Source organism: Devosia sp. T2-14, from assembly GCF_055397495.1.
On the sequence record NZ_AP027921.1, the window covers coordinates 2,948,162 to 2,969,736 of the forward strand.

The window sequence follows — 21,575 nt, forward strand, 5'->3', positions numbered from 1 at the left end:
CAAGATGCCGGGCCTTTTCTTTTGGTTTGCCGGTCAGATGCTAGCTTGCACGCGATGCAGGCCTGCATAGACCCCGTCCGCCGCCATCAGCGCATCGTGGGTGCCGTCTTCGGCAATCCCGTCGCGCGTCAGCACCACGATCCGGTCGGCATGCCGGACCGTCGACAGACGGTGGGCGATCACGATGGTGGTGCGGCCCTTGGCCAGCCCGAGCAGGGCCTGCTGCACCGCCCGTTCGCTGTCATTGTCGAGGGCGCTGGTGGCCTCGTCAAAGATCAGGATGGCTGGGTTCTTGAGGAAGGCCCGGGCAATGGTAAGCCGTTGCTTCTGGCCGCCCGACAATTTCACCCCGCGCTGGCCGATATCGGTGTCATAGCCTTCCGGCAGCGCCAGGATGAAATCATGCGCGTTGGCCGCCTTTGCGGCGGCGATGACCTCGGCTTCGCTCGCCTCCGGCCGGCCATAACGCAGGTTTTCGGCGACGGTGCCGCTGAACAGGTAAACGTCCTGCTGCACCACCCCGACGCTGCGGCGGAGCGAGGCGAGGGTGACGTCCCGCACGTCGCGGCCATCGATGGTCACCGCCCCGCGATCCACGTCGTAGAAGCGTGGAACGATGCTGCAGAGCGTGCTCTTGCCGACGCCGGATGGGCCGACCAAGGCCACGAACTCGCCTGGGGCGATATCGAGCGAGAGGCCTTTGAGGACTGGTGTACCGTCGCCCTCGTAGCGGAAGTGCACATCGCGGAAGCTGACGGCGCCGACGACCTCGTCGAGGTCGGTGGCGCCGGGGCGGTCGGCAATGTCGGGCTCGATTTCGAGCAGCTCCATGGCACGGACGAAGCCGGTGTAGCCCTCCTGCCAAAGCCGGATGAAGTTATCGAGCCGCCGGACAGGATCCACCAGCACGGCCACGCAGAGCAGGAAGGTGAGCAGGTCGCCCACCGACAGGCCAGCGGTGACGATGCGGATAGCGCCGAAGATGATCACCACGATGGTGACCAGTTGGGCGAAGGCCTCCATGCCGCTCCACAGCATGGCCTCGCTGCGATAGCCGTCGCGGCGGCTCTCGAAGAAGCGCTGGTTCTCGACCTCGAAGCGGCGCAGTTCCTCGGCCTCGTTGGCGAAGGACTGCACTACCCGGATGCCGCCCAAGGCATCCTCGACGCGCTCGTTGACGCTGGCGATGCCCTCTTTGCTGGATTTGAGGGCGACGCTCATCTTCCGGTTGTAGCGTACCGCATAGAGCACGGCGAATGGCACCAGGAGCACCACAGCCAGCGCAATCACGGGATCGATGAGGGCGAGAACCGTCAGCGCGCCGGCGAATTTGAGGACACCGATAGCGATATCCTCGGGGCCGTGGTGGAACAGCTCGCCCAGCCAGAGCGAGTCGTGACTGATGCGACTCATCAACTGGCCGACGCGCTGCCGGTCATAGAAGCCGAACGAGAGCTTCTGGCAGTGCTCGAACAGCTCACGGCGAACCTCGGCTTCGATCCGGGCGCCCATGACGTGGCCCTGATAGTCCACGAAATAGGTCGCCAGCGCCTGGACCACGAACACGGCCAGCATAATGCCGCCCATGACATAGATCTGCATCAACACGTCTGGCGCGTTGCCGAGGTCAGTCAGGCGCGAGGTGATGAAGCTGGCGCAGAGGGGCAGGGCGATGGCCGTGGCAGCCACGAGGGCAGCGCAAGCCAGATCGGCCGCCAACATGCCAATGTGCGGGCGGTAGTAGGAGACAAACTTGCGGAAGCGCGACCACTTATGGTCAGGCGGCAAGCTTCGGCCAGCCGCGACTCCTGGCTGGTCGATATGAAGGGCAGGTTTGGGGCGGGTAAAGCTACGGCGTTTGCGGGCGTGCTTTGCCTCGCTGGAAGGATGCAGATGCATGAACAATCATGTCCCGTTGAATTCGGATGTTTTTCAGCTTGGACATGGTGGTTTTCATCTTGGTCTCCCGAACGAGGTGAGGCGCCAAGTATGCGAGCGACACCTCTTTCAGGCAATCGGCAAACGCCAGCAGCGGCGGCCTGCGACATTCGTGTGACGATTCCGCAACAGCCCCCATGATTCAATTTCATTGTGGCAAACGGCAACCATTTGGCGATGTTTGTCGCCACAATCTCATCCTACACGAGAGTGGATTGGCATCTGGGGGCGGATGACCTGCGGATGGCGCGACTTCGGTCGGGCCTTTGCGCGTCGTGTCCCCGAACATGCTGAGACGACCAACAATCGGCACAGGTGCGCATATTGCGTGGCGCTTGTTGCCGGAGAGCATTGGGAGGAACGACGTTCGCGACTGCCTCGGTGTCTGGATCATATCCCGGACAGTCTGGAGACCTTTTGTTCACCAGACCCGGCTTCAATTCCGATTTTGTGATGGGGCTGGCTGAATGCGGTCACAAACAGAGTTTACCCAAATCTTAACGTCCGCTTCCCCCGCCTCGGCGCGTGAAGCACACTGGACGACAGGATCAAAATGGCGCGGCCGGCTTTGCTGGCTGGCGACTGCGGCCTCTGGATTGCCAGGGGTCGTAACAACAGGTTCGTCCGCCAGCGCGCGGACAAAAGGAGTATGATGGGAACTGCAAGGGAACACTCCCTGATTTCCGTCACAATGGCAGCAGTCCTGGCCCTTTCGGCTTCGGTTCTGCCCGTGCACGCACAAACCGCGGCTGACGCGGCGCTGAACCTCGCCAACATGCTCGATGGGGCAGGGGGCGGTGTATCCGGCGACGATCTGGTGGCCGCGCTTGAAGATGCCGCGGAAGCCGGCCAGCCCATGGCCATGTGGCAGCTAGGCACGATGTATGAAAATGGCGAAGGCGTGGATCGCGACCCGGTGAAGGCCTTCGGCTACTTTGCCCAGATCGCCAACCAGCACGCCGACGCCGCTCCCAAGGGCGTCGAGGCCGACATTGTCGCCCAGTCCTTCGTGAAGGTTGGCGACTATTACAAGGAAGGCCTGCCTGACGCAGGCATTCCCGCCGACGCCGACCGCTCCCATGCCCTGCTGCTGCACGCAGCCAGCTATTTCGGTGACGCCGACGCCCAGTATCGGGTTGGCCTGCTGTATATGAACAAGGACGAAATGGGTGTGAACCCATTGCAGAGCGCCCGCTGGTTCTCACTGGCGGCCCGCAAGGGGCATTGCCCGGCGCAGGCCAGGCTCGGCGAGCTGCTGTTCCACGGCATTGCCGGCATCGAGGCCCAGCCCGTTGAGGGCTTGATGTGGCTGGCAATCGCCAACGATCTCTGTGCCAATACTGGCGACGCAGCCTGGATCAGTGACTTGCTGCATCAGGCTACCGCTGCTTCGACGCCTGAACTGCAGACCGAGGCCTTCGCTCTCGCTGCCAGCATCGTTCCGCAATTCGCCGGTTTCTGATCAGTCGTCGAGGTCGCCATCCGGCAGCACGACGAAGATCAGAACGGCAATGATGGTGATGTGAAAGCGGAACGCCGATTCGATTCCGTTCCATGTGCTCGACATCCACATGCCGAACCACTCTCCACCCACTGACATGAACGCGACCTGCCAGGTGATGAACCCGGCCGCCAGACCACCAATCGCCCATTGCTTGGAGCGATTGAAGGTTCGGGCCGGTGCCTTGAGATTGCTCAGCATATTGAACGCACCCACCCAGCAGAGCACGGCAACCACTGTCTCGGCAGCAATGATCGCGATGTAAAAGGCGTGGTGCAGGGCAGGGTTGGCGATGGCACGGTAGCCGATGCTCGCATCGGGAAAAATCGTGTCCATCAGCAGCACATGTTGGACGAAGGCAAGATTGCTGCCGTAGTCGGTGAGATTTCCAAAAGCCACGAGCGTGGCGAACAGGGCAATTGCGGCGACGAAGGCTGTCTTGCTCAGTCGGGTGATGTACATGGCTCCTCCTTGGCCAGCGCTGCTAGAAGGTGAAGCGGCCCTCTACCGGCACATGATCGCTGGGCTTGTCCCAACCGCGCACGTCCTTGTGGACGGTGACGTCTTCGAGCCGGTCAGCGGCCTGGGGCGAGAGCATCAGGTGGTCAATGCGGATGCCGGCATTGCGGCGCCATGCACCGGCCTGAAAATCCCAGAACGTATAGGCGGCTTCGTCGGTCGTGGCGCGCAACGCATCGGTGAGGCCGAGATTGCACAGCGTGCGCCACCGCTCGAGGCTTTCCGGCCGATAGAGCGCGTCGCCCCACCAAGCATCGGGATCGTGCGCATCGATCGGCGCCGGGATGAGGTTGAAGTCACCCAGCAGGACGAAGGGTTCCTCAAGCTCCAGCCGTGCTTCAACAAACGCCTCCAAACGGCGCATCCAGTTGAGCTTATAGGGAAATTTTTCGGTATCGACGGGGTTACCATTGGGCAGGTAGATGCCGCAAACGCGCACCACGCCGCTCTCGACGGAGAACACGCCCTCGATCAGCCGCGCCTGTTCGTCGGTGTCGTCGCCGGGCAGGCCACGGGTGACTTCATCGAAGGGTAGCAGCGAGAGGATGGCGACGCCGTTCCAGCTCTTCTGGCCGTGGGTTTCCACATTGTAGCCCAGCGCCTCGATCTCGGCGCGCGGGAAGGCCCCATCGACCGACTTGATCTCCTGCAGCACGACGACATCCGGCTTTTCCTGGGCCAGCCAGGTCAGCAGCAGTTCGAGTCGGGCCTTGATGCCGTTGATGTTCCAGGTCGCTATGCGCATCGCCGTCTCCGTCAGTGCCGCAACGCTCCGCTACACGAAATCTGCATAAAGGGCGTTCCGCACATTGCGCGGATAGACCCCAAGGCAGCCTTCGAGCGCCGTGTTGCTCATCGAGACCATTACCAGTTCGTTGGCGGGGTCCACCAGCCACGAATGGCCATAAACCCCACCCCAGTTGACGCTGCCCGGGGCCTCGGGCGTTTCTGCCGCATGGGGATCTGCCACCACGGCGCCCAAATAGCCAAAGCGCAGGCCTGCTTCGTCGCGGGGCAGGTCTCCGATCTGGTTGCTCATGGCCGCCGCGACGGTTGCTGGGGAAACGATTCCGCCGCCGCCCGTGCGCAGGGTTTCCAGCAGCGTCAGGATGTCAGTTGCCGTGCCCACCATGCCAGCGCCGCCCGACTGGAAGGCCCTGGGGTTCCAGAGACGCACGGGGGAAAAGGAAATCGTGTCGCCGTCTTCATTGATGACGTCCTGATGGTCGCCCATCCGCAGGGGTGCGGGCGCGCCATCCGCATAGGGAGGGGCGAGGCGCGCTGGGTCCGAAACGCTGAAGCCTGTGTCTTTCATCCCCAGAGGGGCGGTGACGTGAGTCGCTGCCGCCTCCCCAAGCGTACCGCCATGGATGGCCGCGAGTACCGCGCCGAGAACGTCCGTTGCCACCGAGTAATTCCACCCCGTGCCCGGCGCAAACAGCAGGGGCTGGGCGGCGATGCGGGTCAGGTTCTGTTCGTGGTCGAGATTGGTGTCCTTCATGCCCGTGGTGATGACGCTATCGCCGGGATAGCCGTAGCTCAGCCCTGCCGTATGGGTGAGGAGGTGGGCGATGGTGATCGCGGCGACGCTGCCATCGCTCAGGCGGGGCCGGAAATAGGGCAGGTAGTGGTCAACCCGGTCGCTGAACTTGAGCAGGTCCTTGTCGGCCATGGCCAGGGCCGTGGTGGCGACGATGGGCTTGGTGACCGAGGCCAGGCGATAGATGGCGTTCTCCGGCATGGCAATGCCAGCCTCGCGGTCGAAATATCCGGCGGCGCGGCGATAGATGATCTTGCTGCCTTTGGCAGCAATCACCTCGGTTCCGACGATGGACTTATTGGCAATGGCGTCATCGATGACGCGGTCGACCGACTTTGACATGCTTGCTCCCCTTGCGGGGGACTATGCGAAGTCGGCCGTGATTCAGCAACGGTGTTGCTAGACTGCGAAGCTCGTTCCGCAGCCGCAGGAGGCGATGGCGTTGGGATTGCGGATCTGGAAGGACTGGCCGATCAGGTCGTCGACATAGTCGATCTCGGCGCCGCCCATGAATTCCACGCTCATGGAATCGATCAGAACCACGGCGCCGTCCTTGCCCAGAACGATGTCGTCGCTCGTTGGTTTTTCCTGTACGAGATTGTATTCATACTGGAATCCCGAGCACCCGCCGCCTGCCACCGAAATGCGCAACACCGTGCCTTCCGGCTCCTTGGAGAGAATGCGCGACACGCGCTTGGAGGCGCGATCGGTCAATACGACGCTGGTTGAGGGGGCAAGATCGGTTGCGGTCATAGTGGTTCCACGCCGTAATGTCATAACGGTCAGGCTAAAATAGTAACTCTCGTCCGGATTGAAAAGGGCCTTGTCATCAACGATGAGCGATACAGCTCCCTACGCCTCGAAACCTGAACTCTCCCTGGGGCGCCTTTATGGCACGGGGCCAAGCCCGACCCGCTCGGAATTCCAGCGCGATCGTGACCGCATCATCCACTCGACGGCCTTCCGGCGCTTGCAGCACAAGACGCAGGTGTTCCTGCATCATGACGGCAACCACTTCCGCAACCGCCTGACCCATACGCTGGAAGTCAGCCAGATGGCGCGCTCGATGGCGCGGGCGCTGCGGCTGGACGAGGACCTGGCGGAGGCCGTGGCGCTCTCGCACGATCTGGGGCACACGCCATTCGGCCATGCCGGGGAGAGGGCGCTGCACCTATGCATGGAGCCCTATGGTGGGTTCGACCACAATATCCAGGCCATGCGCGTGGTGACGCGGCTCGAGAACCGCTATGCCGAGCATGACGGGCTGAATCTCACGTGGGAAACCCTCGAAGGCATTCTCAAGCATAACGGGCCGCTCACCAATGCGGACGGTTCGCCGCACGGCAAGTACACCAAGGAAGGGCTTCCCGCGGGGCTGGATGACCTGCCGGCGGTCGCAGACCTGCGGATTTCCAGCTACGCCTCGCTGGAGGCGCAGATCGCGGCGATTGCCGACGACGTGGCCTATAATGCGCACGATATCGACGATGCGCTGCGGGCCGGGCTGATTGTGCTCGAAGACCTCGCCGACGTGCCGCTGGCCGGTCCGATCGTGCGGGAAGTGCTGGAGCGATATCCCGACGTGGCGCCCAACCGGCAGGCGCATGAGGTTCAGCGGCGGCTGATTACCCGCACGATCGAGGACGTGATCGCAACGACCTCGGCCAATATCGCGGCCTCTGGGGTAGAGTCGGCGGAAGCCGTGCGCCGGGCCGGGCGGACGCTGGTGACGTTCTCGCCGGAGACGACCGAGGGTGAGCGCGGGCTCAAGGCGTTCCTCTTTGCACGGGTCTATCGTCACGAGTCGGTGATGGGGCCGGTGCGGCAGAGCGAGATGGTGGTTCAGCACTTGTTCGAGCGCTACATGGCGGGGCGCGACATGCCCGGGCGCTGGGGCACGATGGCAGCCGGCGCGGCGACGGATGCCGGGTTGGCGCGGATCGTGGCCGACTTCATCGCGGGCATGACCGACCCTTACGCTCTCGATGAATATGCCCGATTGTTTGACGCTCGACCGGAATTCCGTTAACCCCGGCGACACCTTCCTATTCAGGTGTACCATGGACGTTTTCGCGCTCTTTTCCGCACGCATCGGCAATGCCATGCAGGTTCTGTTCCCAGAAGTCGGGGCCGACCTGCTGGCGCGAATCGTCGTGGAGCCCCCGCGCGATCCCTCCCATGGCGACCTCAGCACCAATGCGGCGATGATCGTCGCCAAGCCGCTGGGCAAGAATCCGCGCGAGATCGCGACAGCGCTGGTCGAGCATTTCAAGCATGACGCCGATGTGACCTCGGTCGAAGTGGCCGGTCCCGGCTTCATCAACTTCCGTCTCGACGCGCCGGTGTGGCACCAGGTGCTGCGCTCGATCGCCGAGCTGGGCGCCGACTATGGCCGCTCGGCACTGGGGCAGGGTGAGCCGGTCAATATCGAGTTCGTCTCGGCCAACCCCACCGGCCCTATGCATGTGGGCCATACGCGCGGCGCCGTGTTCGGCGACACGCTGGCCTCGCTCATGTCCTATTCGGGCTATGAGGTGACGCGGGAATATTACATCAACGACGCTGGCAGCCAGATCATCACGCTGACCCGTTCGGCCATGCTGCGCTATCGCGAGGCTCTTGGCGAGACCATCGAGATTCCGTCCGGTTTCTATCCGGGCGACTATCTGGTCCCGGTCGGGCAGGCGCTGAAGGAAGAATTCGGCACTTCGCTGCTGGACATGCCGGAAGACGAAGCGCTGGTGCTGGTGCGCGAACGCGTGATGGCGGCGATGATGGACCTCATCAAGCAGGACCTGGCCAAGCTGGGCATCCACCACGACGTGTTCTTCTCGGAGCGCACGCTGCATGGTCCGGGCGGCGATATCGAGCAGACGCTCAACTGGCTGCGCGAAAAGGGCATGATCTATGAAGGGCGCCTCGATGCCCCCAAGGGCAAGACGCCCGAGGATTGGGAAGATCGCGAGCAGACCCTGTTCCGCGCCACCGATTTCGGCGACGACACCGATCGCGCGCTGATCAAGTCGGACGGCTCATACACCTATTTCGCGGCCGACATTGCCTATCACCGCAACAAGTTCCTGCGCGGCTTCAAGCACATGATCAACGTGCTGGGCGCCGATCACTCGGGCTACGTCAAGCGCCTGCAGGCGGCCACCAAGGCAGTGTCGTTGAATGCGGCCGACATGGACGTGCGGATCTGCCAGCTGGTGCGCCTGCTCAAGAACGGCGAGCCGTTCAAGATGAGCAAGCGCTCGGGTGACCTGGTGACGCTGGCCGACGTGGTCGATGAAGTGGGGGCCGACGCCACCCGCTTCATGCTGATGTATCGCCGCAATGACGCGTCGATGGATTTCGACTTTGCCCTGGTCAAGGAACAGACCAAGGACAATCCGGTATTTTATGTGCAGTACGCCCATGCCCGGACCTACTCGATCTTCAAGACCGCAGCCCGCGACTTGCCGGGTCTCGACGTCTCGCCGGCAGCACTGGCAGCGGCCGAAATCGAACGCATCGTAACGCCTGCCGAGCTTGATCTTGTGCGGGTGCTGGCAGCGTGGCCGCGCACCGTCACGGCGGCGGCAATCGCCCACGAACCGCACCGGATTGCGTTTTATGTGCATGAGCTCGCAGCAGCCCTTCACGGCTTCTGGGCAAAGGGCAAGGATGACGCTCAGTTACGTTTTGTTAATACTGACGATCCAAAGCTGACTTTGGCCCGACTCGCGCTGGTTGATGCCGTGCGGCAGATTATCGTCAACGCACTAGCAATTCTGGGCGTCTCCGCCCCCGAGGAGCTTTCATAATTCGGGCGTAATACTGTGATGACTCGCGGCAGAATGCTCCGGATTGGAGCGCCGCAGTCACAATCAAGAGGGCGCTGCTTGAATGACAGCGAGACCGCAGCCGATGGCCGGACAAAATGACCCCGCAGACGACCTGATCGCCGAGCTCGCCAAGCTGATGGCTCAGGATGCACAGGGCGATCGTCCAGCTGCGCCTGCAACGCCCGTGCGTATCCCCGGTGGCGACAACACGCCGCCGGTCAATCCCGCGCCGCGCTTTGAAGCGGAGCGCCAGGCTCCGCGCCCGGCAGCCCCCGCGCCGCAGCAGCCACCGGTTGCAACGGTGCCGCCGCGCATTCCCGAGCCGAAGGCCGAAGTGGCCCCAGAGCCGTTCGATTTCGATTTTGAGCTACAGTCGCCCAAGCGTGAAGCTGGCGCGATGTCTCCGATGCCTGCGGTATCGTCCGAGACCGTGGTTCCGATGAGCCATGACAGCATTGCCGACCTCATCGCCGCCGAACTGACCGGCGAACCCAATCCGGCACCCGCACCGCGTGCTGAGCCGCCTGTGGCCCGCTCTGAGCCGCCAGTCGCTCGCACCGAACCGCCGGTTGCCCGCATAGAAATTCCAGCGGTTCCGGTTGTGACGCGTCCGGCTCCCGATCTTCGGGCGGAACCCAAGGCCGAATGGGCTGTTCCTCCGGCTGCCCCTGCAACGCCGCAGCGGGTTGATCCAAGTTTTGCTGCGCCTGCCAGCTCGCAGCCGGTCGAGACGCCAGCGGCGAAGGCCGAGGGTGATCGCTTTGGCTTTCCGCCCGTGTTCGGGCTCGGCTCCGGCCGCCCCGAGGCCGAGGTTGCGCCCGTCGTGGACGAGCCTGTGATGCCGCCGGCGCCAGAGCCGGTTGCACCGCGCCCCAATCCCGCCGACGCTTTTCTCCGCCCCATGACGCGGAAGGAACCGGAGCCTGTTGCCGAGCCAGATGATGGCGTTGGCAGCGATCCCATTGATGACATTGAAAGCCTGATCGGCCGCGCCATGCGGGTCGAGCTGGATACGCCTCCGGCACCAGCCGTTGAGCCGCGCCCGGCGCCGAGCCCGGCTTTGCGGTCGCTGGCAACGCCGACCATTCCGGCGCAGCCCGTTCCGGCCGCACCGCCATCGGCGCGTGGCCTTTCGGGTGCGGATGAAGCCATTATGGCTGCGGCCCAGGCGACGGGCGCCCATGTTGGTTGGGTCGATGCGCCCGAAACCGACGATGAAATGCCGACGCCGGTGGCGTCGCGCCGTCCCAAATTGCCGCGCGCTCCGGGCATCTCGCGTGCTATTGCTGGTCCTGCCGTCGCGATCACGCTGCTGGCGGCCGCTGGCTTCGGCATATACTGGATGCTGGGGCAGGGTGGCGAATCCGGTCCGGCGCCGCTGCTGACCGCAGACCAGAGCCCGATCAAGGAAGTGCCCGAGGCGCAGACTGAAGCGCCGTCGCAGTCCGTCGTGTTCAACGAGATCGATGGTGTCGTGCCGGGTGCCGAAGAGCAGCTGGTGTCGCGCGACCAGGCCGACGTCAACGAAGTCATTCAGGTTCCGCCGACCTCAGCGCTGAGCGAAGAAGGCCTGGCCAACCGCAAGGTGCGCACGGTGACCGTCCGTCCCGATGGCACGATTGTCAGCGGCGACGACAGCGTTGCGGGCAGCACCATTCTGCCCGTCGCGCGTCCGACCGTGCCCGAAGTTCCGGGTGCCGCCGATGCCGTGTCCGAACTCATTGCTGCCGCTCCGCCTGTGGCGGAAACGCCCGCCGCCACGCCTGCGCCCGCTGAACCTGCCGCCCCAACTGTCGTTCCGGTGACCCCGGGCTCGACTGTTCCGGTGGTTGATCTGGCGGGTAACCCGGTTACCGGCAAGACTGCGCCGGTTCCGCTGCAGCGTCCGGCTAACCTGCCGACAGTCGCAGCACCGACTTCGCCGATCAACGCCGTCAGCAACGCGCCGGCCGGTGGTAACCTGCTGCCGCCGCCGCCGACCAATTCGGCTCTGGCCGCACCCGCGCCGGCGGTTACCGCACCTGTTGCGGCGCCGGTCGAGGTTGATGCCCTGCCGAACAATGCGCCCGCCTATGTGCAGCTTGCTTCGCAGCGCACCGAGGAAGAAGCCCGCCGCTCGGCCCAGAACATGGTCGCGCGCTTCGGTCCACTGTTTGGCGGCGCCAATATGGAAGTGCAGCGCGTCGATCTTGGCGAGCGCGGCATCTATTACCGCGTCCGCGTGCCGGCCAATTCGCGGCAGGAAGCCAACACGATCTGCAACAACGTCAAGAATGCCGGCGGCGACTGCGTGATCATGTAATCCAGCCCTGCGGGGCAGGCACCGGTGAACATCGCCGCCGCAGGAGGGCTGGGCGCTTGACGCTACCCGGCCCAGCGGCCAAGGATGATGCTCGTTTCAGCAGCGCGGCTCCCAATTCATGACGACTGCCCAGACCGACTGGTTTGATACGCCCGTTCCGCCGGCGTCCGAAGATGTCATGTATGTTGATGTCAACGGCTACGAAGGTCCATTGGACCTGCTGCTCGATCTCGCGCGCCGCCAGAAAGTCGACCTTGCCGCCATTTCCGTGCTGGCGCTGGCTGAGCAGTATCTCGCCTTCATTGAGACCGTGCGCGAGAAGCGTATCGAAGTTGCCGCCGACTATCTGGTGATGGCCGCCTGGCTGGCCTATCTCAAGAGCCGCCTCATGGTGCCCCAGGCGCCATCTGACGACGAGCCGTCCGGTGAAATGCTGGCCGCCATGCTGCAATTCCGGCTCAAGCGCCTCGAAGCGATGCGCAAGGCCGCCAGCCAGCTGATGAACCGGCCACGGCTGGGCTTCCAGGTTTATGCGCGCGGTATGCCCGAGCCGATCGAGATCGCCCGGACATCCCTTTGGGAAGCCACTTACTATGACCTGCTCAAGGCCTATTCCAGCCAGCGCGAGCGCGGTGTCGTTGCCGAATATACGCCGCTGCAACGCACGGTGTGGTCGCTGAAGGAGGCGCGGGATATTCTGCAGCGGTTGATTGGCGAGAGTTTTGAATGGATCGCCATGGATAGTTACCTGGCCGATTATCTGGCCACGCCGAGCGAGCGCGCCACCGTGCGCGCCTCGAGCTTTGCTTCCAGCCTTGAGCTGGTTCGGCTCGGCCAGATCGACCTGCGCCAGACCGAGACCTTTGGGCCGTTGTTCATGCGCCGCCACAAGGTGGAAACGCCGTGAGCAGGGACGGTGACAGCCAGGTGCTGGAGCGCAATCTGCGTGTGCTCGAAGCGCTGTTGTTCGCCTCCAGCGAGCCGCTGGATGCCAACAGTTTCCTGCCCTATCTGGGCGAGGGTGCAGATGTCCGCAAACTGCTGCTGACGCTGCAGGAGCGCTACGCACCGCGCGGCGTCAACCTGGTGCGACGAGGCGACAAATGGGCATTCCGTACCGCTGAAGACCTGGGCTTTCTGCTGCGCCGGGAGCAGCAGGAGACGCGGCCGCTTTCGCGCGCTTCGCTCGAAACCCTGTCGATCATTGCCTATCACCAGCCGGCAACGCGTGCCGAAATCGAGGAAGTGCGCGGTGTGGCCACCGGCAAGGGGACTATAGACCTGCTGATGGAAGCCGGGTGGATCCGCATGCGTGGCCGGCGCCGGACGCCCGGCCGCCCGGTGACCTATGGAACCACCGAGGCTTTTCTCGACCATTTCGGGCTTGAGACGCTGAGCGACCTGCCGGGGCTCGATGAGCTCAAGGGTTCGGGTCTGCTGTCGGGCCGCTTGCCGCCCAATATGCAGATCCCGCTGCCCTTTGACGGAACCCTGCGCGACGACGAAGACCCGCTGGATCCTGATGACCTCGGTGGGGACGACGACAATGCCTGATACTGGCCAGGCCGGCTGGGGCGCGCGCGGCACCACCGGTGTTAGCTTTGCGGCGAATCTGGAATTCGATGCTGTCGAGGTGCAGCTTGGGGGCAGGGTGGTGCTGGACCGCTTCAGCCTGACGCTGCGGCCGGGCGAGATCGTTTGTCTGCTCGGCGACTCGGGCTCGGGCAAGTCCACCGCGCTGCGCGTGGCTGCGGGCATCCAGCCGGTTCACGGCGGGGCGCTGCGCATCAACGGGGAAACTGTTTCGGCGCCGGGCAAGACGCTGCCGCCCGACCGGCGTGGCATTGGCCTGATGTTCCAAGACTTCGCACTGTTTCCCCATCTCACGGTTCTGCAGAACGTGTTGTTCGGGCTGAGCAAATTGAGTCGGAGTGCTGCCGACGCCCAGGCCCGCGCCGCGCTGCGCCGAGTGGGGCTGGAAGATCGGGCCGCCGATTACCCACATCGTCTGTCAGGCGGGCAGCAACAGCGCCTGGCGCTGGCCCGCAGCGTGGCGCCGCGGCCAGGTGTTCTGCTGCTCGATGAACCCTTTTCGAGCCTCGATGCGCGGCTGCGCGAAACGGTGCGCAACGAAACGCTCGCCGTGCTGCGCGAGACGCATGTGACCAGCCTCATCGTGACCCATGACCCGGAGGAGGCCATGGTGCTGGGGGACCGGGTGGCACTGCTGCGGCATGGGCGGATCGCCCAGATCGGCACAGCCTCGGAAATCTATCGCGAGCCGGTGGACCTCAACGCTGCCCGGTTCTTCTCGCCGCTCAGCGAGATCGACAGTATTGTTTCGAACGGCAGTGCCGATACGCCTTTGGGGCGGGTCGAAACGCCCGGCCATGCTGATGGAACGGCCGTGACGATTGCCATCCGGCCGGCGGGTGGGGTGGCTATGGCCAGCGAGGGGCCAGGCACGCCGGGACGCATCATCGGCAAGCGCGATGCCATTGGCATCGATATCTGCGAGGTGATAGTTGCAGGCCTCGACAGTCCACTCGCCTTGCGCCAGCCATCGAATATGTCGATGATCGTTGGACAAGATGTATTCGTAACGTTGAACCGGGAACACGTTCTTGTGTTTGCTCGCGTTTGAACCTATTTCTGACCTATCTTTCGCGTGTAACGCGTACTGACTTTCTAGGAGACCAATATGCACGCGCCAGGAATTTGGGGCATTCTCGTCGTCGCCGTCGTCGTCATCCTGCTGTTCGGGCGCGGCAAGATTTCCGGTATGATGGGTGAAGTTGCCTCGGGCATCAAAGCCTTCCAGAAGGGCATGCGCGACGACGACAAGCCGGTAGAGCAGGTGACCACCACCGCTGACGCCGCTGCTCGCGAGACCGAGAAGAAAGACGTCTAAGGACGTCTGCCTCGACCCTGCCTTTGCTGTGAGGGAATAGACTATGCTCGGCTTGGGCTGGACAGAGATGCTGGTGATTGGCGTGGTTGCGCTGATCGTCATCGGGCCAAAGGACTTGCCCGTTGTCATGGGGAAGATCGGCAAGATTGCCGGTCAGATCCGACGGATGGGCAACGAGTTCCAGCGCGAGATCAACAAGACCACCGGTCTTGATGAAGTGCGCAACCTGCGCAATTCGATCACCGCTCCCCTCAAGAAGACCAGCGACGAAATCCGCAAGGAGTTCAACGCGATGACGCCGACGGGCCCAAAGCCCAGCGGAATCATCAAGCCGGCAGACCCCCACGCTGAGAGCGTTGTGGACGAAATCCGGGCTGCGGCCGGTATGACTCCGGCCAAGACCGCCAACGAAGCGGCCGCCGAGTATGGCTTTAAGCCGACCGTAAAGGCTGCAGAGCCCGCAGGGGCCAAGGCGGCAGCAACTGTCGAGGCGCCGAAGGCCCCGCGCAAGAAAGCGCCGGTGAAGGCCCAGGCCGCTCCAACGCGCCCGGTCGTCACCACCGAACTGCCGCCAATTGCAGCCGAAGCTCCGGCAAAGAAGCCAGCAGCGAAAAAGCCGGCAGCAAGCAAGCCTGCCAAGGCTCCCACTGCAAAGGCACCTGCTGCAAAGACTGCAGAAACCACTCCCGCTGAAGCCAAGCCGGCGCCGAAGAAGCGTGCGCCTGCCAAGCCGAAAGCTGCTCCAGTCAAGGCCGGGGATGAATGACCATGGCCGAGACCAAGCAGATCGAAGACAAGACCAAAGAGACTGACGACGAACTCGCGGGCAGCGAGGCGCCGCTGATGGAGCACCTGATCGAGCTGCGCAAGCGGCTGATCTACTCCGCAGTTGCGGTCGTGGTCCTGATGATGGGCTGTTTCATTTTCGCCGGTCAGATATTCGACCTGCTGCTGGTTCCCTATCGCAGCGTCTACGCCAACCCGGGCGACCTGGAGCTGATCTATACGGCGCCGCAGGAATTCTTCTTCACTCAGTTGAACATCGCGCTGTTTGGCGCCTTGTTCCTGGGCTTCCCGTTCATTGCGTCGCAGATCTACATGTTCGTGGCGCCGGGTCTCTACAAGCACGAGCGCCACGCGTTCATTCCCTACCTGATTGCCACGCCGATCTTCTTCGTGCTCGGCGCGCTGATGGTCTATTTCGTCATCCTGCCGATGGCTCTGGGCTTCTTTGCCGGCATGCAGACGGACGAGATCAAGATGCTGACCCGCGTGTCGGAATATCTTGGTTTGGCGATGACGCTGATCCTGGCATTCGGCATCAGCTTCCAGCTGCCGGTTATCCTGACGCTCCTCGCCCAGATCGATCTGGTGCACGAGGATATGCTCAAGAAGGGCCGCCGCTACGCCATCGTCGGCATCCTGATCTTTGCCGCGTTCATCACGCCGCCCGATCCGATCTCCCAGATCGGTCTTGCCGTGCCCATCTACCTGCTCTACGAACTGGCCATCTTGTCGGTTCGCCGGATAGATAAGAAGCGGGCAGCGGCCGAGGCCGCCCGTGCCGCGGAACTCTCCGAGTAGCCCCGATCTGAGCTGACCTCATGGTGCATCTGCCGAGCCGGAGGTCGTATGCGGCCTTGCGCCGTTCGGCAGGACCACCAGAGAGGCGGGCAATGTCCCGTAGCACCGATGTTCGATATCAAGTGGATCAGAGCCAACGCTGAAGCTTTCGACGCTGCCGTTTCGCGGCGCAAGGGAGTTTCGGTCCGGTCCTCCGATCTGCTCGCCATCGACGACCGGCGTCGCGACATCATCACCCGGCTGAACGACGCCCAGGAAAAGCGCAACGCGCTGTCCAAGCAGATCGGCCAGGCCAAGGCTCAGAAGGACGAGGCCAAGGCACAGGAGCTGATGGCTGAAGTGGCCACGCTCAAGGAGTTCATTCCGCAGGGCGAAGCTGACGAGCGCGCCGTGGAAGCCGAGCTGCGCAATGCGCTGGCCGTGATCCCCAACCTGGTATTTGAAGACGTGCCCGATGGCACGGACGAATCCGGCAATGTGGAGTATTTCGGCCGCAACGGTTCGCCTGCAGTAGCGGCGGCGTCGCGCGCGCCCAAGCCCAACCTGTCGTTTGCGCCCAAGGAGCATTTCGAAATCGGCGAAGCCATGGGGCAGATGGATTTTGAAACGGCCGCCAAACTGTCGGGCAGCCGCTTTGTGGTGCTGAAAGGGCAGGTGGCTCGCCTCGAGCGTGCCCTCGGCCAGTTCATGCTGGACCTGCACACTGGCGAACATGGCTATACCGAAGTTCAGCCGCCGCTGCTGGTGAAGGACGATGCTCTGTTTGGCACCAACCAGCTGCCCAAGTTCGAAGAAGACCTGTTCTTCACCTCGCTAAGAATATCAGAAGCGGAAAGAAAGACGATCGAAGAACAGCTTCGGTTCGATGCGACTGACGAGGAATGGGAATTCTTGCGTCGGGTTCCGGAAATGGATCCGTTTCAGACCCATCCAAATTTCAAATTGCTTTGGAACCGTTATTTGAAAAAGGGTGGTGAGATACAGCGTCGTGTATCTGAGTTGCTGCCACACGTTGCTCAGGACACTCGCCTGGCGCTCATCCCCACTGCAGAGGTTCCGCTCACTAACTTGGTCCGGGAATCAATCCTCTCTGAGGAAGAGTTGCCGATGCGTTTGACCGCGCTGACGCCCTGCTTCCGTTCGGAAGCCGGTTCGGCTGGTCGCGATACGCGCGGCATGCTGCGCCAGCATCAGTTCAACAAGGTCGAAATGGTGTCGATCACCACGCCGGAAACGTCGGTGGATGAGCATGAGCGTATGCTTGCCTGCGCCGAAACCGTGCTGCAGCGCCTTGGCCTGCACTACCGCGTGATGAATCTCTGCACCGGCGATATCGGCTTTGGTGCCAAGAAGACCTATGACCTCGAAGTGTGGCTGCCGGGCCAGGACACCTATCGCGAAATCTCGTCGGTATCGGTGTGCGGTGATTTCCAGGCCCGCCGCATGGACGCCCGCTATCGCCCCGCCGGCGAAAAGCAGGCGCCGCGCTTCGTGCATACCCTCAACGGGTCGGGCACGGCGGTTGGGCGCTGTCTGATTGCGGTCATGGAAAACTACCAGCAGGAAGACGGCTCCATTGCCATTCCTGAAGTGCTGCAGCGCTACATGGGCGGCCTGACGTCGATCGGCGGCCGCTGATGGGCCTGCGCATCCTCATCACCAATGACGATGGTGTCGATGCCCCCGGCATCGCCATCATGGCCGACATTGCCCGGATGCTGAGCGATGACGTGTGGATCGTGGCGCCCGATGGTAACCAGTCGGGGGCAGGGCACCGCTTTACCCTTGGCCGGGAACTGCATTTCGACCGCCGCGACGAGCGCACCTTCGCCGTGGTCGGTGGTTCACCCGCCGACTGCGTCGTGGCGGGCATGACGCATCTGCTCGGCGACAAGCCGGCCGACGTCGTTCTGTCCGGCGTGAATGCCGGGCAGAATCTCGGTGACATCATCAACTGCTCGGGCACGGCTGCCGGTGCGCGGGAAGGGGCCCTTCACGGCGCCATCGGCATCGCCATGAGCCAGGGCATCAATTATGAGAATGGCCGCGAAGTTGACTGGGCCAACTCGATTCGGCACGGCGCGGCCGTCGCTCGCTCGGTGATCGCCGCCGCCAGGGGGCGGGAGCACTATTATAACGTCAACTTCCCGTTCTGCGATCCCGACACCACCAAGGGAATCGCCGTAGTGCCGCATCAGCGCTTCTCGCGCTCGCCGTTCAGCTATTATCCCAGCGACAATGAAGGCAAGTTCTTCATCGCGATTCCCGAAACGCCGATGCCCCTCGATCGCAGCTCGGATTTCGAAGTGATGCGCCGCGATGGTTTCGTGACCGTCACGCCGATGCGGTTGCAGCAGGCGGATTCGGACGTGATCGAGCGGATGAAGGGTACGCTGTCGCTTTAGGCATGGGGGACGCCCTCGGGGTTCGAGGCGCGAACTAATCGCGAGGCTTGTACTGCGAGGCCGTGGCACAGAGCCCGGGGAGGGCGTACCCGTCCCGGTGCTCTTAACCTTACCCAATCCAGAATCTCACCCCCGCGATTTGGCTCAAATCGCATCGGCTTTAAACTCGTCTTTACCTTACCGGCCTAACTTCAATCCTGTGTTGAGTAGCTGTGTACGAGTAAGCTGATGAGTATCCGCGTATCCCGTCGGGCGCCCAAAGGGGCTGTTGCATTGGCCGGTCTTGTGGCCGCCGTCGCACTGTCTGGGTGTTCCAGTCTTGGTAGCCGGGCTTTCGGCGACCCTGTTACGACTGCCTCGGTAGGGCAGAGCGCTCCTGCAAGCTACAGCCAGCCCATGCCCGCCTCCCTCGGTGCGCCGCAGACTTTGGTGGCCGAAAGCCAGTTCTTGCCGCCCGCCAATGTTGGTGGTGGCGGCATGGCGCAGCCGGCATGGAACCAGCAGGCACAGCCTGCCTGGAACCAGCCTATGGCGCCCGTCGTGGCCAATACCGCGCCGTCCGTCCAGTCCCAAGACCTTCCTGTACTGAGTAACCAGTCTTCCCAGGGATCCCTGCCCGCCATGCAAGCACAGCCCGCTTTCGCCTCGGCCCCCGCCATGCCGTCCCCTGCTGCTCTTGGCAGCCTGCCGACCAACAATTCCGTTCCCGCGCTCGCCGCGGTAGCACCTGCCGCGACGCCGGCTCCCGCCGCAGCCGCCGCTGGCAATGCCTTTACCCACACGATCGCCGGTGGCGAGTCGCTCTACACGATCGCGCGTCGCTATGAAGTGACCACCCAGGCTATCGTGCAGGCGAACAACCTGTCCTCCCCCGACAAGATCGTTGTTGGCCAGAAGGTCATCATTCCAGGCCGTGCCGATCTGCTTGCCACCAAGGCGCCGACCCAGGTTGCCAGCGCTGCTCCCATGGCCGCGCCCACGCCGGGTCAGCAGACTCTGCCGCAGGCCGCTCCGAGCACTCTTCAGGCCGCGACGCCAGCGCCTGCAGCACCGCAGGCTGCTCCCGCGCCGGCCCAGGTGGCCGCTATCCCGCCTGCCGCAGAGCCGGCTATGTCGGGTAACGACAAGTTCCGCTGGCCCGCCAGCGGCCGGGTTCTGGTGGACTTTGCCTCGTCCAAGGGCACCGGCATCAATATCGAAGTGCCGGAAGGCACTGCCGTCAAAGCCGCCGAAAACGGCACGGTCATCTATGTCGGCTCGGGCGTTGAGGGCTACGGCAACCTCGTGCTGATCCGTCACCCCAATGGCTACGTGTCGGCCTATGCGCACCTGAAGTCCATGAGCGTCTCCAAGGGTGCCGTGGTCAACCGCGGTGACAGCATCGGCGCCGCCGGCCAGACCGGGTCGGTCACCAAGCCGCAGCTGCACTTCGAACTGCGCAAGGGCGCAACGCCCGTCGATCCGATGCCGCTGCTGGCCAGCTGAGCCTGACACTGATCCAAACAAGAACCCCCGCGAAAGCGGGGGTTTTGCTTTTTGGGATTCGCGATGGGGTTTTAGATCGGCTTGCCCTGTTCGCCAGCCAGGGTGCGGACCAGCTGGATGGCGACGCGGCCGGAACGGGCGCCGCGGGTGGCGGCCCATTCGATGGCGCGAGCACGCAGGGTCTCGTCATCGAGATCGAGCTCGTAGTGGTCGGCATAGCTGCGGACCATGGTGAGGAATGTCGGCTGGTCGCAATTGTGGAAGCCAAGCCAGAGGCCGAAGCGGTCGGAGAGCGAGACTTTTTCTTCCACTGCTTCGCCTGGATTGATCGCAGTCGAGCGTTCGTTCTCAATCATGTCGCGCGGCATCAGGTGGCGGCGGTTCGATGTGGCGTAGAACAGCACGTTTTCGGGACGGCCTTCGAGGCCGCCATCGAGAATGGTCTTCAGCGATTTGTAACTGGTCTCGCCATTGTCGAAGCTGAGGTCGTCGCAGAAGACGATGAAGCGCGCGTCTTCGCCGCCGATCCGTCGCATCAGGGCAGGGAGGGTCTCGAGGTCCTCCCGCGCGATCTCGATCAGCACCAGCCGGTCGAAGCCCTCGTCCCTGCGCTGGGCAATGTCGCCATGGATGGCCTTGACCAGCGAGCTCTTGCCCATGCCGCGCGCGCCCCAGAGCAGCGCGTTGTTGGCGCCGTGGCCGCGCGCGAACTGTTCAGTGTTGCGCAAAAGGATGTCCTGAACGGCGTCGATACCCTTCAGCATGGCCAGCGGAACCCGGCTAACCCGAGGCACGGCCATCAACACTCCGGCATCACCATCCCAGTGATAGGCGTCAGCCGCGCCGAGCGCTGGCTGATCATCATTGTTAGCGGGCGCCAAGGCATTGAGAGCGCTTGCAATTTGGCTCAAGGAGGCGGCTATCTCGGCCAGCTGGTCTTTGGTCTTCAAAACGGTTCGTCCCTGTCATCGTCGCGGCAGTTTGCGGCGCCCGGTTTGGCTTTGCAATCGACCGGGCGCAAATGTATAGTCCCGCCGATTTTGACCGGGGCGCAAGTGCAGCGAGCCCCATATGCGTCCAGTGGCTTCGTTAGCGGTGCTGGAACTTGGCGCATGCCCTCACAAACCAAGAAGAAACGATAGGAAACTCGCTTTATGTTCGTAACGCCCGCTTATGCCCAGGCCGCCGGCGCCGCTCCAGTTGGCGGTATCGGTGACATCTTCATCCAGCTGATGCCGATTCTGCTGCTTGTGGTGATCTTCTGGTTCCTGATTTTCCGCCCCCAGCAGAAGCGACTCAAGGCACAGCAGGCCATGCTGGCGGCCATCCGTCGCGGTGACACCGTCGTCACGACCGGTGGCATCATCGGCAAGGTGACCAAGGCCGTCGATGGCGAAGATCTCGAAGTCGAGATTGCCCAGGGCGTGAAGGTCAAGCTGGTTCGTGGCATGATTGCCGACGTGCGCAGCAAAGCTGAGCCGGTCAACGACAACAAGCCCGCCTAATTGGGGCTGCCAATCCTCACCGGAGCCTAAGGGCTCCGGTTTTCTGCTTTCAGGACGT

At 63.2% G+C, this 21,575-nt stretch carries 20 protein-coding genes; 14 read left to right on the forward strand and 6 right to left on the reverse strand.

The window, feature by feature from the left end; all coding sequences use genetic code 11:
• Positions 1 to 33: 33 nt before the first annotated feature.
• Complete coding sequence (locus tag ACZ5WT_RS14540) at positions 34 to 1,722, reverse strand: ABC transporter ATP-binding protein (protein ID WP_464284495.1); 1,689 nt, start codon at positions 1,720 to 1,722, stop codon at positions 34 to 36.
• Positions 1,723 to 2,629: 907 nt separating this feature from the next.
• Here ACZ5WT_RS14540 and ACZ5WT_RS14545 point away from each other — a divergent pair.
• Positions 2,630 to 3,400, forward strand: a complete 771-nt coding sequence (locus tag ACZ5WT_RS14545) for a tetratricopeptide repeat protein (RefSeq protein ID WP_464284496.1) — start codon at positions 2,630 to 2,632, stop codon at positions 3,398 to 3,400.
• Here ACZ5WT_RS14545 and ACZ5WT_RS14550 read toward each other — a convergent pair whose 3' ends face one another.
• Genes ACZ5WT_RS14550 through ACZ5WT_RS14565 form a run of 4 tightly spaced genes read right to left on the reverse strand, consistent with a single transcriptional unit; the run spans position 3,401 to position 6,251 of the window.
• Positions 3,401 to 3,901 carry a DUF2165 family protein gene (locus tag ACZ5WT_RS14550; RefSeq protein WP_464284497.1) on the reverse strand — a complete coding sequence of 167 codons (501 nt, stop codon included), beginning with the start codon at positions 3,899 to 3,901 and terminating at the stop codon, positions 3,401 to 3,403.
• A gap of 22 nt (positions 3,902 to 3,923) precedes the next feature.
• On the reverse strand, positions 3,924 to 4,703 hold the full coding sequence (gene xth, locus ACZ5WT_RS14555) for an exodeoxyribonuclease III (RefSeq protein WP_464284498.1): 780 nt from the start codon (positions 4,701 to 4,703) through the stop codon (positions 3,924 to 3,926).
• A 30-nt stretch (positions 4,704 to 4,733) separates the two neighbouring features.
• Positions 4,734 to 5,840 (reverse strand): serine hydrolase domain-containing protein, encoded by a 1,107-nt coding sequence (locus ACZ5WT_RS14560; protein ID WP_464284499.1) that lies wholly within the window; start codon positions 5,838 to 5,840, stop codon positions 4,734 to 4,736.
• Positions 5,841 to 5,897: 57 nt separating this feature from the next.
• Complete coding sequence (locus ACZ5WT_RS14565) at positions 5,898 to 6,251, reverse strand: HesB/IscA family protein (protein WP_464284500.1); 354 nt, start codon at positions 6,249 to 6,251, stop codon at positions 5,898 to 5,900.
• A gap of 82 nt (positions 6,252 to 6,333) precedes the next feature.
• Between ACZ5WT_RS14565 and ACZ5WT_RS14570 the strand changes: the two genes are divergently transcribed.
• The 12 genes from ACZ5WT_RS14570 to ACZ5WT_RS14625 all read left to right on the forward strand — a co-directional run bounded on the left by ACZ5WT_RS14570 (position 6,334) and on the right by ACZ5WT_RS14625 (position 20,012).
• Positions 6,334 to 7,527, forward strand: a complete 1,194-nt coding sequence (locus tag ACZ5WT_RS14570; RefSeq protein WP_464284501.1) for a deoxyguanosinetriphosphate triphosphohydrolase — start codon at positions 6,334 to 6,336, stop codon at positions 7,525 to 7,527.
• Between the two features lie 31 nt (positions 7,528 to 7,558).
• A complete protein-coding gene (gene argS, locus ACZ5WT_RS14575) occupies positions 7,559 to 9,304 on the forward strand; it encodes an arginine--tRNA ligase (RefSeq protein ID WP_464284502.1) in 1,746 nt (581 codons plus the stop codon).
• A gap of 82 nt (positions 9,305 to 9,386) precedes the next feature.
• A complete protein-coding gene (locus ACZ5WT_RS14580; protein ID WP_464284503.1) occupies positions 9,387 to 11,627 on the forward strand; it encodes an SPOR domain-containing protein in 2,241 nt (746 codons plus the stop codon).
• A gap of 118 nt (positions 11,628 to 11,745) precedes the next feature.
• Entirely contained in the window at positions 11,746 to 12,534 is a 789-nt protein-coding gene (locus ACZ5WT_RS14585) for a segregation and condensation protein A (RefSeq protein ID WP_464284504.1), read from the forward strand.
• The gene (gene scpB, locus ACZ5WT_RS14590; RefSeq protein WP_464284505.1) at positions 12,531 to 13,181 is read left to right on the forward strand and encodes an SMC-Scp complex subunit ScpB; all 651 of its coding nucleotides are present in this window, start codon (positions 12,531 to 12,533) and stop codon (positions 13,179 to 13,181) included. The genes ACZ5WT_RS14585 and scpB overlap by 4 nt, the downstream gene beginning before the upstream one ends.
• Positions 13,174 to 14,271, forward strand: coding sequence for an ABC transporter ATP-binding protein (locus ACZ5WT_RS14595; protein ID WP_464284506.1), 1,098 nt, complete (start codon positions 13,174 to 13,176; stop codon positions 14,269 to 14,271). The genes scpB and ACZ5WT_RS14595 overlap by 8 nt, the downstream gene beginning before the upstream one ends.
• Positions 14,272 to 14,328: 57 nt before the next feature.
• Positions 14,329 to 14,538, forward strand: a complete 210-nt coding sequence (gene tatA / locus ACZ5WT_RS14600) for a twin-arginine translocase TatA/TatE family subunit (RefSeq protein ID WP_464284507.1) — start codon at positions 14,329 to 14,331, stop codon at positions 14,536 to 14,538.
• A gap of 43 nt (positions 14,539 to 14,581) precedes the next feature.
• Complete coding sequence (gene tatB, locus ACZ5WT_RS14605; protein ID WP_464284508.1) at positions 14,582 to 15,304, forward strand: Sec-independent protein translocase protein TatB; 723 nt, start codon at positions 14,582 to 14,584, stop codon at positions 15,302 to 15,304.
• The gene (gene tatC / locus ACZ5WT_RS14610; RefSeq protein ID WP_464284509.1) at positions 15,301 to 16,122 is read left to right on the forward strand and encodes a twin-arginine translocase subunit TatC; all 822 of its coding nucleotides are present in this window, start codon (positions 15,301 to 15,303) and stop codon (positions 16,120 to 16,122) included. The genes tatB and tatC overlap by 4 nt, the downstream gene beginning before the upstream one ends.
• A gap of 108 nt (positions 16,123 to 16,230) precedes the next feature.
• The gene (serS, locus tag ACZ5WT_RS14615; RefSeq protein WP_464284510.1) at positions 16,231 to 17,760 is read left to right on the forward strand and encodes a serine--tRNA ligase; all 1,530 of its coding nucleotides are present in this window, start codon (positions 16,231 to 16,233) and stop codon (positions 17,758 to 17,760) included.
• Positions 17,760 to 18,527: a 5'/3'-nucleotidase SurE gene (surE, locus tag ACZ5WT_RS14620; RefSeq protein ID WP_464284511.1), complete on the forward strand. Its 768-nt coding sequence runs from the start codon at positions 17,760 to 17,762 to the stop codon at positions 18,525 to 18,527. Before serS ends, surE begins: the two co-directional genes overlap by 1 nt.
• A gap of 396 nt (positions 18,528 to 18,923) precedes the next feature.
• Positions 18,924 to 20,012, forward strand: coding sequence for a peptidoglycan DD-metalloendopeptidase family protein (locus tag ACZ5WT_RS14625; RefSeq protein ID WP_464284512.1), 1,089 nt, complete (start codon positions 18,924 to 18,926; stop codon positions 20,010 to 20,012).
• Between the two features lie 71 nt (positions 20,013 to 20,083).
• Here ACZ5WT_RS14625 and ACZ5WT_RS14630 read toward each other — a convergent pair whose 3' ends face one another.
• The gene (locus ACZ5WT_RS14630; protein WP_464284513.1) at positions 20,084 to 20,962 is read right to left on the reverse strand and encodes an ATP-binding protein; all 879 of its coding nucleotides are present in this window, start codon (positions 20,960 to 20,962) and stop codon (positions 20,084 to 20,086) included.
• Positions 20,963 to 21,166: 204 nt separating this feature from the next.
• Between ACZ5WT_RS14630 and yajC the strand changes: the two genes are divergently transcribed.
• Positions 21,167 to 21,517, forward strand: coding sequence for a preprotein translocase subunit YajC (gene yajC / locus ACZ5WT_RS14635; protein WP_464284514.1), 351 nt, complete (start codon positions 21,167 to 21,169; stop codon positions 21,515 to 21,517).
• Positions 21,518 to 21,575 lie beyond the last annotated feature (58 nt).